We start from the raw sequence: 13,855 nt of genomic DNA on the forward strand, positions 1-13,855 counted from the left end.
TTAAAGTGTACGAGCGATCAGTAAGCTCAACCCCTTTATTCTCTGTCGTTAACCTAACTGCATCGTTGTGATACATGTATCGTCTTTCTCATATGTAGAGAATTCAGTTTCAGCCGTTTTACCTTCATGATTGACGCTAATGCGGTAGGTTTTATCCCTCGGCAGCCATAGATCAATAAAACCATTGGGTTGTGATTTCATGGCAGCATTCTCCATGATGACATTCCCTTCGGAGTCGTGAACGGTCACATTGAATTCTCCGTTTTTTATTTCGCCTTGGCAGCCGGTTAGACTATGAATTGCACAAGGGTGGGTCTGGTCTACATATGGCGCAATCGAAACAAAAAACTCGTTGTCAGGCAAATTATAAGTTATGGGTTGTGTATTGTCTCCATTAACAATTAACTGACTGGAATTAATGGAAGCGGATTGACCTGTTGCCTTGCCTGCGCTGAAATCATGCACCAATTGCTTGATATCTGTTGTCCCAAGCTTGTCCGCTCCTTCTTTCTGCATATTTCCTGCAATCAGGTACGTGCCCAATGCCGCAACAACCAACCCTGAAGCGACCAAGATTCCTTTTTTCATCTGGAGTTCATCTCCTTGTCCGTTTTTAAACATTATAATGTAGAACGCGCCGTAACGGACAAAATACGGTACTGAAGTCACCAGATATTCACATCTTTGCTTGTTTATCCAGACGTATCTGCGTTACATTAGATGATCACCAAAGAGGGGCAAGGAAGTATGAGCAACTCTACTGTCTCAACGTACAAACACCCCACCACTCCTATGGAGCTATGGGGCACAATTCTTTTTAACGATCCCGGTTCACAATATAATTCATTAAGTGCTTCAGAAAAGCGATATTGCGGGGTACCTCTTTTAATGCTTCCATGGCAAGGCAGTAGTGCTCCCACATTTCTTTACTGGCACCTTCGTAACCAAGGATGGACACGAAATTCGAGTTATTGTTATCTGAATCCTGACCCACAGGTTTTCCAAGTAACAGCGTATCTCCTTCCACATCAAGCAAATCATCTTTAATCTGAAAAGCAATTCCCATATGATAGGCAAATTTCTGCAAAGCAGCAATCTCCAGCTCCTCGGCCTGTGCGAGCATGGCTGGCATAACGAGACAAGCCTCGAACGCCACTCCTGTTTTGTAAAAGCACATCATATTCAGCTGTTCCAATGTCAAAGCCTTTCCTTTGGAATCCAGATCCATCGCCTGCCCCATACACATATCCTCTGCCTTACGAGCCGAATATTGTATCAAGGCAAGTACAGTCTCAGCATTGAATTGGTTCAGTGACGATTGTTCCCCGATAGCCTTCTGGATCAGATATAGTCCGGTTAATTCCGCAGTAGCGCTATTGTGCACCTGATGTAATGTCTGACGCCCTCTACGGGTAGACGCGTTATCCTGGGAAGGCAAATCATCAAAAATCAGGGAGGCTGTATGCATATATTCCAATGATCTCAGAAGGGGCACGATTGCCGATGCGTCTAAGCCATATTCGTTCACACCCATGACCCAGGTCAATATAGGGCGTATCCTTTTCCCATCCCCCTCAAGACTATAATTGGCAGCATCAATAAGCTGTTCTTTCATGGCCTCAATCCCAGAAGGCTTGGTAATTTTCAATTGGTTGTTAATCTGATCACGGACGGTTTTGATCGTATTCATAAAGTCTTCTTTTTCCTTCGAATCATTTTTCAGTTGAGTAATCATCTGATCCCGAAGCAGCTTATCGAAGAAATCTACATCCTCCGCTTTACCCACCATCTTCTGGATGAGACGATTAAATTCCGGATTTCCGGATGCAAAAATCTCCATTATTTCATTGTACTTTTCTGCACCTACCCGTTCTTTACAACGTTTGAGTCCATTTATTGCACGGTCCAGTATCACTTCACGAGCCATAGCATCCGAGTCATACACGTTATGAATCAAGTGAGAAATGACCGCCCAGTATAGTTCGAAGGGATTGATCAAATCCGATCTTTGATGATGATATTTTAAATAATAGGTATAGGGTGTTACCGCACCGTCCCTCATATCGTCGGCCATATCTGCAAAATCATCAGCAAGCTGGTTATAGATACCATAAAAGAATGTTCGTTGCTCAAACCCTTCATCCTCAGGAGCGCTAATCACGGAACGGACAATCAGGCGGGAAGAAGCAGATTTTAAAATAACGGGTATATAAAGCTCTTCATTGGTGTAATTAGCTTGTTTTATATCCTTATCCCGGTCGATATCTTGAGAATGAAAGAAAACATAGGACTGCTCGAAAAAGGTTTGCTGTGTGTCTGGCCGCTGATGTGCCTTAATATACTCAAAAGCATCCGAGAGCTCCGAATGGATATAGCGAATGAACTTCATATGATCGCCGGACCAGTCGCCCAGTTCTGGCACAGATCCGGTAAGAAGCGCGGTACGTATCATATGGGAATATTGTTCTTTCTCTTGAACGGTCAACAGCTGAGAATCGAGCAGATCATCAATAAAAGGATAAGTCAACCCATAGGAATACCCAAGCCTGATGGCTTTATCCAGTCTGCGCGAACGTTCAACAGGTGTCACGGCTTCGTCCATTTCTTCCATCACATGCAGAATAACCCCAATGATGATTTTAATCAGTTTGCGCTGGGCATGCTCTGCATCCATTTCCTCAGGAATATGAGAAGCTACAGAGTTAAGCTTGTTGATTAGCCAGATTACAGTGGTTTCGATCCCTTCCTTTTGAGACCACCGATACACCCCGGCTAAATTCATAAACTCCGCTTGATCTCTCCTGTTAGCATGGGTGGGTTGAAGCAAATATCTTTTTACGTCAGCAATGACGCGCTGAATCCGGGTCTGTGTGTCGACAGAATCTAGAGCCTTGCCTAGATCCCTCATGTAAATATAAGAGACACTCCGCTTCAGATAATCATCCAGTTTCCCTGTGTAACTCAGCCATTGAATATATCTGTAATAATCCCGGGTATCCGGCTTTCTCTTATTCCGCGAAAAGAAGGATAACCATGAAGAAGAATGGATATGATTCCTTTTCCATATATGGATATCTTCTGTAAGAGAGGTCACATAAGTTTTATTCTTGACCTGATTATAGAGTGATGCAAAATACTGAAGCGCCTTCTGTTCAGCCAGCTGATATCCTGTATCGACTTGAAATTTTTCATTCATATGATGCATTACCTCAACTTCTCATTTTGTTAAACATGGTTGCATTTCTCCCTGAGGGAACGAATTTGGATCATGTTTTTATCTTTATACGGAATAAAGTCTGTGAAGTTACGAATAGATTATATCCTTCTATATATATGCTACAATTTCAGAGTAGAACGAAAATAATGATAGGGAGGCATAACGTTGAGTATTAGTCTAGTTAAAGGACAGAAGGTAGACCTAACCAAAAATAATCCATACTTATCCGTGCTAAAAGTAGGCCTTGGATGGGACCCTATGAAGGGTAGAAGCATGGATATTGATGCGTCAGCGCTGCTTCTTAATGAGAACGGCAAGCTGACCCAGACGAAAAATCTAGTATATTTCGGAAACAAAAATAGCCCTTGTGGGGCCGTCGTACATAGTGGTGACAACTTGACAGGACATGGCGACGGTGATGATGAAGTCATTACCGTCTCCCTCCAGCAACTACCACCGGAAGTGCATAGAGTCGTATTTATTGTGAATATATTCCGTTTTTTCAGCTTTGGTAGACGTAAAGATTTCAGTATGGTGAACAATGCTTATATTCGAGTATTGGATGCGTCCCAAGATGAAGAGATTCTCCGATACAACTTGACAGAGGACTATAAAGGGATGTGTAGTATCCGTGTAGGTGAAGTATACCGCTATGGAGGGGAGTGGAAATTCGGTGCTATTGGAGAAGGAAGCACCATTACCTCCCTGAATGAGCTTGTAAAAACGTATGAATAAGCATTTTTGGTGTTAAGGAAAAACCCACGTCTGACGTGGGTTTTTACGCTAACTCTCCTATAGTCACCTGATACAGCAGAGAACCTTCACGGAGCAGCAGGCGGTCTTTTCTGAAATCCTGTTCGTGCGGCTGAAGGAACTCTTGATCGTCATTTAAAAATCGAATGTGTTGTCCTTTGCTTAAGTTGCCTGGCTTCACATTCTTTTTCAAGACATATTGTCCGTTCTTTCCATACCCGCCATCGAACAAAAAGTGATACCCATCTGTAGCCACCCCCGAGCAGCCGGAAATCCTCGGATTCATAAACGTAATATTCGTACGGTCGCTACCGGAAATACGCCCTAACGAAAAGTCTGAATAGTAATAAAACCAGATTTCCTGTTCGCTGACCACGTTCAAAGCATAGCAATCATGAATGTCTGCCGCTTGGTTTTCATATATTTTGTGTCCTTCTTTATTCCAAGCGACAAGGCCGGAGGATCCCACAGGCTCATTCCAACCATAATTCCCAAATATACCTTCATCAAAATAACTGGTCCAGATCGTACCTTCCCCTGTAACCTGAACACTCTGGATACCGTCTCCAAGCAGCAGTTCATTCACAGTACGACCTTCATAATCAATAATTTTACCATTTAAATCATATTGGCCCGATCCATAATAATGACATCGCGCTCCGACGAGCAGTAGATGATGATGTAGAGGCTGTACATAATGATAGTTAAACTGCTGTCCCTCCACATACACTTCTTCAATATGATCGTCTATAATGAGTATCTTGTAAGTACGTCTCTCTTTAAGAGAGGCAGGCGGGAACATCCCTCGTACTCGTTCCGGGATTTTATCAATTAGCAAAATATACACGCGCCCATCAGGGCCAAATTGGGTTGAAACAATCTCAAACCCTTTAGTATAGTTGGAAATATCGACAAATGAATGAAGCTGTTTATTTAGATGTGACAATGTAGTTCCTCCTCTGAAAGATCAGTAAAGTGAAGTATGATTTGTACTGGACTTCATTTTGTCATAACAACATGCTACTGAGGAGGGCGGAAGTATGGCGATATGGATAGTGATCCCAAGAGATGAGGCATCGGCAAAAATATTGGGAACAAAAAAAGCCGGGTTCTGCTCATAATAAAAGTAACCCAGCTTGATCTTTATAGATGTCCCTCTTAAAGTGTCTGGCCCTTGTCGGCCTTCTGCCATAAAGCCTCAGTCAGCTCATCGATCATCTCCTTCATCGCCAGCTTCTCACGCCAGTGATTCGGGATACCGCTTAGCCCGTAATAAGCTCCTGCAATTTGCCCATACACCGCCCCGGTCGTATCGGCGTCATCCCCCAGATTTACGGCCAGCAGTGCCCCCTCTTCAAACGAAGTCGAATGGTGAAATGCCCACAGCGCAGCCTCAAGGGAACGAATGACATAGCCGGTTCCCTGTATTTCGGGCGGCTCCTTATCCTTGTAAGATCCCTGAATGATTTCTTCAATGGCTGCCGAATAAGCTGGCTGTTCCTGCCGCCGCCACTTATAGCAGATGTCGGCTGATAACATGGATTCTTTGTCCGCTCCCCGCAGACCTGCCACAAGGATTGAAGCAAGCACAGCACAGGCCTCCACACTTTCGACTGCTCCATGGGTGGTTCGCGAGCTCAGTTCGGCGTACATCACGGCCTCTTCCGGACGGTTCGCATAGGCCATGGCAACAGGTGCAAGCCTCATGATCGAGCCATTACCAGCAGTCATGGGGTCAACGGACCCACTGTACGGCTCTCCAGTGGCCTCGAAGCGATGCAATGCTGCTCTCGTCGCACCGCCGATATCAAAGCACGTTCCCGTGCTGCTCATATATCCCAGGTGATACCAATTGGTGTAGCGACGCATTTGGTCCGCTGGATCAAAGCTATCTTTTTGCACCATACTCTCGGCTAAACAAAGTGCCATAGACGTATCGTCGGTCCACTGCCCCGGCTTTAACCCAAAGACACCGCCGCCCACGATATCCGTTACAGGTTCAAATGTACCTGGACTGCTGAATTCCACAGTGGTTCCCAAAGCATCACCCACGGCCAGTCCAGCGAGACTTCCATAAAAACGATCCTTGATCAGTGCCATTTTGATGTACACTCCTTTAATAATTGTTATAGCTAATGCATATATTTCCATATCACTGGAAGGAAGAAAATCCGGTAACGCCATTATTCGTAGCTTAAGGCTGTACAACCGCTATCCGGTTTTAATTCAATGAAAATTCCTGCCTCTTGATGGTAAATGAGTGGAAATCGCTCCGTATCTACATCTTCACGCACACCTCTTGAAAGCCGCCATACCTGAAGCGGGACTCCTTTCCCCCATAAGAATAATCGGTCGCCAGAAACGACCATATCCGCTTGGGGATATGGATAAATCCCGTCTTCTTCAGGCTTACAATTTAGTGGCGGGATCGCAGCAAGCACTCGTCGATACCCAGGCTGAGCCATGTCGAATAGGACAACCGCCGGTTCCACTCCTTCCTCTCCCCAATCTTCCTCCTCCAGTAAATCGGCATCCATCTGTCCCCAAACCGCCAATGTATCAGGTCCTGTCCAGCACACTGGCCCATCCCAATCTATGGTTTGCCAAAGATGGCGAACTGACGGACCATTCTCCGATTCCCATGAGTTCAGCAGCCAATTAGATAAGGACCAAGTTCGGACTACTCCTAATGGAGCCCATACCCATCCCGTATCCGCAATCCACTTTCCCTCTGGAGAAGTCAGGAGCCTCCCATGAAAATAATCTAGATAATGCTCATCTTTGTTTTCGCTGTTATAAACTGGGGTAGGTCTTGCTGTTAAAAGCCTCCCTGTTTCTACATCCGTCAGATCCAGCCGATTCCATTCCGTACCATGAACAAGGATACATGCACCGTCTTGATGTACAAATGCCAGGGGGAACATACTTTTATCGTAGTGGTATTCGTCCCGTGATAATTGCATTTTTTCTTGAGCATGGACTAAATCATACACTGCCGCATGTCGGCCAAATCGATTGGAGATCGCCACGTACTTGCCGTCAGGACTGGTCACCATTTGGACAGGTTGCAGGGGATTAAAATCAGGAATACAAATATGTGTGCATAATTCTGCGCTGCCAGAGCGAAGTTCTAGTCTCCACAGTTCTGCCTGTGTGTTTAGTGCTAGCAGGGTTATGCTTCCCTGAGAGCCACCCTTTAGTGGATGAATGGCCGTAAGACGTCCGATAGTCTGTGGTAAATCGGGTAAAGAAACGTGATGAAATGGCATCATTTAACCCCTTTTAATCTGGATAAATAATAATTTATACCCGTATTTGTGAAGCTGGATTTATCGACAAAAAATCTGAGTTCAAGCAATGCAGTCAATACTTTCATAAAAACTCCCGGTTTTTTCTTACATAATAGTTTAAGATATGTAATTTCGCTAGGATTACTTTTGAGAACAAAATAGGAGTAATTCATCAAAATCATATTGGAGATGAACTGCTCTGTTGGAGATTGATGCTCATTAATAGAGTCGATCAGCAGCTCTAATACCCTATTTTTATTAGAGTTATAGGCTTGTATAAACATCGTTGCTTCTGCAAACGACTTGTTGAAATCATCATACGGAAAATCATATACATCATGACTGCCCAAGATGAAGTTGACCAACTGTCCTTGCAAAATTTTTATTTTCCCCAGCGCTGCTCGGGTATCCATATCCATCTTATTTTTGTTAATATGCTCATGCAACATGTCAATTAGAATGTGCAAATCATACTGCTGTCCGTCTTCCATGCTGTACAGTATCTTATTATTTTCAATCGTTAGACGATCATAAATGTCATCACCTAAACCCAGTTCAAATAAAAGCTGGTGAAGGAAAAATAGTCTGTCCTGAGTAAGCGAGAATTCATTCCCTCTCTCTGCTAGATGTGAAACTTGATATTGATAATAAACACAACATAAGTTTTTTCGGCTATAAGCAACATCTTTATGTATATCAAAAACGTTAAACATGAGCGAAAGCAATCGAATTAGACGTTCAGCATCCGCTACGCTTAAAATGGGATGATCCATTTTGGTAAATAGCGACCTATCAAATAAATCGTGCCATCGTACTAAAGAAATATGATTCTGCTCGTTTATATTCAGAGTTAATATTCTTAAATTTTGCTCTTGATCAGGATAGGAATAAAATAGATCTTCATGATTCAAATCAGAAATGCGCTCATTAAAGTAGGCTCTTAATTTGTAATCGTATATTATAGAAAAAGACATTTCTCTCCTCCATGCACCTTATTTTCGAACTCCTATATTGTAAAATTATTCTGGATCGACTGACAAGGTAGCATAATTACAGAAACATATGTTCTTCATTTCTATATTATGATATCTTAATGCTAAAAGTAAAACGTGATGTCACAGGTCATAGTCTACGATTAGAAAGGAATACACACCTATGAAACAGTTAAGCGAAGCGATTACCCGGTTTGTACACCAGCAAAACTTATATAATGCAGCCTACGGGCTGTTCCAAGACCACTATATCCAGCCCCGTTCAGAGAGTATAACAGATTGCTGGGACAAGCGGATTCCTCTATCCCCTGAGCTGGAGTACCTATATAGCCATTATGAAATGATCGATGCTAAGGCAGCGGGAACACACAAATTGAAAAATGCGGCCGTTGAAATCGGGGATGCTGCTGTTCTCTTTTTTGTCGCACCAGAACATTTATATCGCCAACAGCTGGGCTATCGCTTCATTACATCTGGAGAGCTTGTTCATGAGTCATCTTCGTGGCCCTCCCACCATGTTGTAATTGCCACGTTTAATGATGATCCAGTCATTGTCGATACTAGCGCACCTGCTTCCCCTGTATATGCTGCAATTGAAGGTGGCGCAGCGCAGCAAGTTGCTGACTCTTTAGCTAACTTCTTTACGGCTCTTTCCATCCTGATTGAAGGTGCCTGTACCTTTAAGGGAGAATTGATAGATGAAGATACATACGAAACCAAAGCAGAATATATCGAGCACGTAAAACCATTGCTACATCATTTGTTGGGCGAAAACCAAACCACGTATTTGCTGAATTACCTATCCTTTTGTTAGAAATCCTATTTGTTAAAGAGAGGTGGGGCTTTTTATGATCTATATCGCATTACTGCGGGGCATCAATGTGGGCGGCAATAACAAAATCGAGATGAAGAAGCTCAAGCAAACGTTTGAACATGCAGGGATGGGGCATGTGACAACTTACATTAATTCTGGAAACATTATTTTTTCCAGTCAGGAGCGGCCCAACCAGGAGCTATCACTCATACTGGAACAGGCGATTCTGGAGGATTTTAGCTTACCCATCCGCGTCATCGTCCGTAATATGAAGGAGATTCAGAGCATTATGGAGGCACTGCCGAATGAATGGGCTAATGATACACAGATGAAAAGTGATGTAATGTTTCTGTGGGATGAAATTAACGATATTTCCGTTCTGGACAAGCTTCCTTTAAAACCGGGAATTGGACATGTCATCTATACGACCGGAGCCATTCTGTTTTCTGTCAGCAAAGAACAAGTCACAAAAAGCGGGTTAACGAAATTAGTCGGCACCAAGCTGTATCAGCAAATGACGGTGCGGAATGTGAACACAACCCGTCAGATTTATAAGCTGATGCATGAACTAAACACTGAATAATGGGAGAAAAAACACTGTGACAAACCTACAAAATCAAAAACAAGTATATATAATCCACGGATACACAGCTTCGCCAACAGATCATTGGTTTCCTTGGTTACAAGATAAATTACAGGAAGACGGGGTTTCGGTAAATATACTAGATATGCCCAACTCGCAAGCCCCCAAACTTAATGAGTGGATTGAGCATCTATTGCAAAATATTAAAGCTTTACATAAAGACACCTATTTTATTGGTCATAGCTTGGGTTGTGTATCCATATTAAGGTACCTGCAGCAAGTCAATATCCCGGAACCACTAGGTGGTGCCGTTTTCGTTTCCGGTTTTACTGATCCATTGCCAAGCCTGCCGTCATTAGATGAATTTACAAATGACCATTTGGATCATCAGCAGATCATGGATTCGCTAAAAGCGCGTGTAGTTATAGCTTCAAAGGACGACGCGATTGTCCCCTTTGCACTTAGTAAGAAACTAGCGGAAGATATCCAGGCTGATTTTCACGAATTAGATCATGGAGGACACTTTTTACAAAGTGACGGCTTTACCACCTTACCGATCGTCTCTCAAGTTTTAATGGAAATGATAAATGAAAATAAGTAGCGTTAAAAACCCGCAAAATAGACCTGGCAAAAAGGGTCCAGCTTGCGGGTTTTACATTTTCTACTGGATGAATTAGGGGGAATAAAGCGTATGTTTAGTCAAGATATCAATACAATGCCCATTTTTCCGTACACAGCTCTATAAATGAATGGGCAACCTGTTCACATTCGTCATATCCCAAACTACCAGAATGAGCAAAAAGAATGGGATATTCATTGTTTCTTTTTTCCTCTCTCATATCAAACATATAGTGGTTACCGCATCCATCCATCGCAAACGACACGGCACCCGGCATATACTCTGGCAGCTCGTAGGCGAGGTTCATTTCTCTCAAATCTTCAGTATTGAAAAACTGGAAATAACGTTCTCCATTCTGAAATTCACCGCCATTAGAATATTTCAGCAATTCTATGTAACTATCAGGAAATTGTCCTTGGGGCAAATGCCAGCTAACAGGATCTAGCGGTTTATATTGATCATAAAATGGAGACGATTTCGGAAAAGGGTTCACTTGTCTTTGTTGGATTTCGTGAATTTCCTGCTTCGATAGCTTGATGTTCCATGTGCTCAAAAAATTCGCGATTTGTTCACCAGTTGCTTCCGGACATTTTATAAATTGATGTTCAAAGTGAATACTCCACATAATAACCACCCTCCTACCTTCACGTCTCTAAAAGTTGTTGTTGCTATCTTTTTCAACCTTCTCCATCTTTTTCAACCCATTCAGCCACACTCTCATGAGGTTGAAGGTTCTCACGTTTATAGTAAAAAACGGTCTTGAGCTCGTAATCCAAGCTTTCCGCAGCAATGAAAAATCGGGTACCAAACGTTTGATCCTCCATACAAATCACAGGCCCCTCAAGAAATCCGTAAGAGACAGTTTTTAACATTTCCAATTCCTTGTCATTAGCCAGTCTAAAGCATTCAATTGAAAATACACCACCCGGACAGGAAAGAAACGAGACCTCGTAAAATGTAATCTCTATGTTGTGATAATAGCTAAAGTCAAAGCTCCCTGCTAGTACCAGCTTGGGGCGACTTGTATAATCATAAATGTAGTAATGGTCAATGTTATTTTGAGAAAGTATTTCATTCAGCTGCATCAGTTTGGATTGAATGGAATGATTCATGATCTTATGTCCCCCTCCCCACTCGCGGCTATTCCCGATCCGTCACCGCCTGCCACGCTTCTGTTAGTGCTATAGGTGATTTGTGGCTGGTCTCTCCGCCACCTTCCTGAGTCCATAGCGGCGGATAATAAGCAAATACCTCTCCTGGCTGAAGTTGCTCCATATCCGACTGCCAACCATTCCAGCGGAATGTCTGGTAGAACAAGCCCAAATCTCCCTCAGCCAACCAGCTCAAGAAACCGGAATAGGCCAGCTCAGTGGATTCCCACTCCAATGCATCCGGTGCAAAATAGTAGATATGGCCGCTACGTCCAAACTTCCCTGTATCCAATCCAAAGAAGCCACCTGCTGCATCATAGGCCACAATCAGCATTCCCCCAAGTGCAGCAACGCTCACTGGCTCTTGCAGCCCGTTCCACGAAGCCAAACTGCCGTAAATTTCAGGCCCACCTGCACCCAGTAAGGTGATCCATCCGTGGTCAAATATGATCCCTCCTGTTTCATAGGCAACCGTTCCCAAGTACGATTTGGTGCTCACTTGCAAACGGTAGAGCGAATCTCCCCTAACAGATTCCGATTCTGCCGGTACAATGCGAAATGGATTATTCCCTTCTTGCAGAATGTTTCTGACCTCTTCCCATGCATGGTTGTCCTGATCCACCAGCTCATCAACCGTTAACGTATGCATATCCATTCTCCTTCCTGTATTCCGATATCTATCTTTCAACCTTTGAACTGATTTTCGAAAACCTGCGTTTGCTCTAAAATCACCCACTGATTCAGCTCGTCGTAGCCTTGGACAATCGCCGTGATCTCATGCCTCGGATACATCCACTCGGATGGGGCCTTTTCCGCATATGAATGGGTGTCTGCCAATCCGACTGCATTGTGCTGGAAAATATGAATTAGTGTTCCGTGTGGAAAAAAGGCTTCAATATATCCAGTTACCTTAGTCCCAACCGGCAGTGCGGTTTTGACTTGATGCCATTCCTTGTTGGAGGTGTGAAGATTGCTGGACCAGATTTCTTCAAACTCTTTTTTTGTAATTTTCGTATAATAGGGCTCTGTATCATCAATCGCTTTCTCTGCTAACAAGAAATGATATTGCTCGTGCTTACGATTAGAAGCAATAAAAGTACCGTCATCCTGGATCACAATTTGCCGATAGGCTACGCCGTCTGAGTCTATTTCAAAATACCAGGTTCCCATGCCTGGTTCCGGACAATCTTTAAGATATTTCATTCGTACCTCCTAAAAGGATGTATAACCGTGTCATTTCATCTTTCTTTTTCCGCTATAAGTCCTTGTCAAATATGCGAGATATTCCGAACGCGTCAGTCCTCCTGTTTGGCGATTGAACTCATCGTACGAAATGTCTTCCGGGAATCCGAATTCGGCCAGTGCTTTTCGGCGCTCTTCCCGATACAACGGGTTATCCAGCGTGTGGTGCCACTCCCGCTCTTCCCAAGGACCAAAACAGTCTGCAATGACACCTGAATATACACCGTTATTTAACAATTCGCGCGAAGACTTGAACACTGTCTTTTCTTCCGGTTTGGAAATTGTGCCCGTTCCCCAGGACAGTCTATATATTCTTTCTTTACTGCTATCTATGCTACTGCCGTAACCAATCGGAAACACAATATCCTCTTCCGCCAACGCTTTATGCCCTATCCGCTCGTAGGACCCTCGCATAAAGGAATCATCCATGACAATCCAGGTTGTATCAGATAACGGGGCGGCCGTGATGGATTCCAAAGTTATTGAACGGTCACGACTTGTACACAAATACGGACGTACGAACAAAGGCATTGTCATGACACTATTCCATATGCTCTCCTTTGCAAACAACTGATCCTTTTGCATTTGGCGCAAATCTCCGACGACCAGTACATAGCCATCTGTAAAAAGGTCTATTTCCACGCGGAAGATGTCTCCCGGAATGGTTTTATAACGCAGGTTTTTCATATGCTTCAATCGTTCCACCTTACGATCATAGTCGTTAGGCACAAGCGACGGGTAACGTTGAAGCCAATCGATGATCTCTTCTTTACTATGTAAATGCTCACATCCAGTGATGGGCAATCTCACGCCAGTTTTGCTATTCACAGCAGTAACATAACTAATATTACGATCTCTTCGAATGCCTGCTGAAAAGGACACACCTTCTGCTGTGATGCTCGAAACACTTGTATAATTCAGTTTTTTCTCTTTGCCACGAGCCGTTTTAGGCAGAACAAATGCCCGATCACGAGTAAAAATCTCTACATCAGCTTCTCCATAAGCATCCTCTTTGGAAGAAATTCGCTTGCGAATAACATCTCCATCCATACAAATAAAATATCCTTCTTTAATTTCTACTACGTCCCAATGTTCTTCCAGCGTCTCCAGCCCAAAATAGGGTCGTAACGCGTTCGTTAACCAACTATTCATCTGCTCCTCCTGTTCCGAGTACAATTCAGTAGACTTCATTTC

15 protein-coding genes are annotated in these 13,855 nt (G+C 43.4%); 4 read left to right on the top strand and 11 right to left on the bottom strand.

Translation table 11 applies throughout. The features are described 5' to 3' along the window. Positions 1-48 precede the first annotated feature (48 nt). Positions 49-588, bottom strand: a complete 540-nt coding sequence (locus MHH57_RS17325) for a CueP family metal-binding protein (RefSeq protein WP_069010533.1) — start codon at positions 586-588, stop codon at positions 49-51. A gap of 229 nt (positions 589-817) precedes the next feature. Then, entirely contained in the window at positions 818-3,205 is a 2,388-nt protein-coding gene (locus tag MHH57_RS17330) for a polyprenyl synthetase family protein (protein WP_342434331.1), read from the bottom strand. Between the two features lie 177 nt (positions 3,206-3,382). Between MHH57_RS17330 and MHH57_RS17335 the strand changes: the two genes are divergently transcribed. Further along, positions 3,383-3,952 carry a TerD family protein gene (locus MHH57_RS17335; RefSeq protein ID WP_069010531.1) on the top strand — a complete coding sequence of 190 codons (570 nt, stop codon included), beginning with the start codon at positions 3,383-3,385 and terminating at the stop codon, positions 3,950-3,952. Positions 3,953-3,995: 43 nt separating this feature from the next. Here the strand turns inward: MHH57_RS17335 and MHH57_RS17340 are convergent, their stop codons facing one another. The 4 genes from MHH57_RS17340 to MHH57_RS17355 all read right to left on the bottom strand — a co-directional run bounded on the left by MHH57_RS17340 (position 3,996) and on the right by MHH57_RS17355 (position 8,234). Next, positions 3,996-4,916 (bottom strand): hypothetical protein, encoded by a 921-nt coding sequence (locus MHH57_RS17340; protein ID WP_342434332.1) that lies wholly within the window; start codon positions 4,914-4,916, stop codon positions 3,996-3,998. A gap of 212 nt (positions 4,917-5,128) precedes the next feature. Further along, positions 5,129-6,070 carry an ADP-ribosylglycohydrolase family protein gene (locus MHH57_RS17345; protein WP_029515476.1) on the bottom strand — a complete coding sequence of 314 codons (942 nt, stop codon included), beginning with the start codon at positions 6,068-6,070 and terminating at the stop codon, positions 5,129-5,131. Positions 6,071-6,153: 83 nt separating this feature from the next. Continuing rightward, positions 6,154-7,239 carry a hypothetical protein gene (locus MHH57_RS17350; RefSeq protein ID WP_069010528.1) on the bottom strand — a complete coding sequence of 362 codons (1,086 nt, stop codon included), beginning with the start codon at positions 7,237-7,239 and terminating at the stop codon, positions 6,154-6,156. Beyond that, complete coding sequence (locus tag MHH57_RS17355) at positions 7,239-8,234, bottom strand: hypothetical protein (RefSeq protein ID WP_069010527.1); 996 nt, start codon at positions 8,232-8,234, stop codon at positions 7,239-7,241. The genes MHH57_RS17350 and MHH57_RS17355 overlap by 1 nt, the downstream gene beginning before the upstream one ends. Before the next feature lie 181 nt (positions 8,235-8,415). Between MHH57_RS17355 and MHH57_RS17360 the strand changes: the two genes are divergently transcribed. The 3 genes from MHH57_RS17360 to MHH57_RS17370 are packed head-to-tail and all read left to right on the top strand — an operon-like array spanning position 8,416 to position 10,250. After that, positions 8,416-9,066, top strand: a complete 651-nt coding sequence (locus MHH57_RS17360) for a hypothetical protein (protein ID WP_069010526.1) — start codon at positions 8,416-8,418, stop codon at positions 9,064-9,066. A 34-nt stretch (positions 9,067-9,100) separates the two neighbouring features. Next, positions 9,101-9,649 (top strand): DUF1697 domain-containing protein, encoded by a 549-nt coding sequence (locus MHH57_RS17365; RefSeq protein ID WP_318627424.1) that lies wholly within the window; start codon positions 9,101-9,103, stop codon positions 9,647-9,649. A 16-nt stretch (positions 9,650-9,665) separates the two neighbouring features. After that, positions 9,666-10,250 carry an alpha/beta hydrolase gene (locus MHH57_RS17370; RefSeq protein ID WP_165149781.1) on the top strand — a complete coding sequence of 195 codons (585 nt, stop codon included), beginning with the start codon at positions 9,666-9,668 and terminating at the stop codon, positions 10,248-10,250. 106 nt (positions 10,251-10,356) lie between these two features. On the opposite strand, the gene MHH57_RS17375 is transcribed toward MHH57_RS17370, so the two are convergent. The 5 genes from MHH57_RS17375 to MHH57_RS17395 are packed head-to-tail and all read right to left on the bottom strand — an operon-like array spanning position 10,357 to position 13,813. Further along, positions 10,357-10,893: an SMI1/KNR4 family protein gene (locus MHH57_RS17375; protein ID WP_209950143.1), complete on the bottom strand. Its 537-nt coding sequence runs from the start codon at positions 10,891-10,893 to the stop codon at positions 10,357-10,359. A 52-nt stretch (positions 10,894-10,945) separates the two neighbouring features. Next, positions 10,946-11,380, bottom strand: coding sequence for a hypothetical protein (locus tag MHH57_RS17380; protein WP_209950142.1), 435 nt, complete (start codon positions 11,378-11,380; stop codon positions 10,946-10,948). 28 nt (positions 11,381-11,408) lie between these two features. Continuing rightward, positions 11,409-12,068, bottom strand: coding sequence for a DUF2625 domain-containing protein (locus tag MHH57_RS17385; protein ID WP_209950141.1), 660 nt, complete (start codon positions 12,066-12,068; stop codon positions 11,409-11,411). A gap of 35 nt (positions 12,069-12,103) precedes the next feature. Further along, entirely contained in the window at positions 12,104-12,622 is a 519-nt protein-coding gene (locus MHH57_RS17390; RefSeq protein ID WP_209950140.1) for a hypothetical protein, read from the bottom strand. 30 nt (positions 12,623-12,652) lie between these two features. Continuing rightward, positions 12,653-13,813 (bottom strand): immunity 26/phosphotriesterase HocA family protein, encoded by a 1,161-nt coding sequence (locus MHH57_RS17395; RefSeq protein WP_209950139.1) that lies wholly within the window; start codon positions 13,811-13,813, stop codon positions 12,653-12,655. Positions 13,814-13,855: the final 42 nt, after the last annotated feature.

The sequence above is a fragment of the Paenibacillus sp. FSL H7-0442 genome (assembly GCF_038593105.1).
GTDB lineage: Bacteria > Bacillota > Bacilli > Paenibacillales > Paenibacillaceae > Paenibacillus > Paenibacillus polymyxa_D.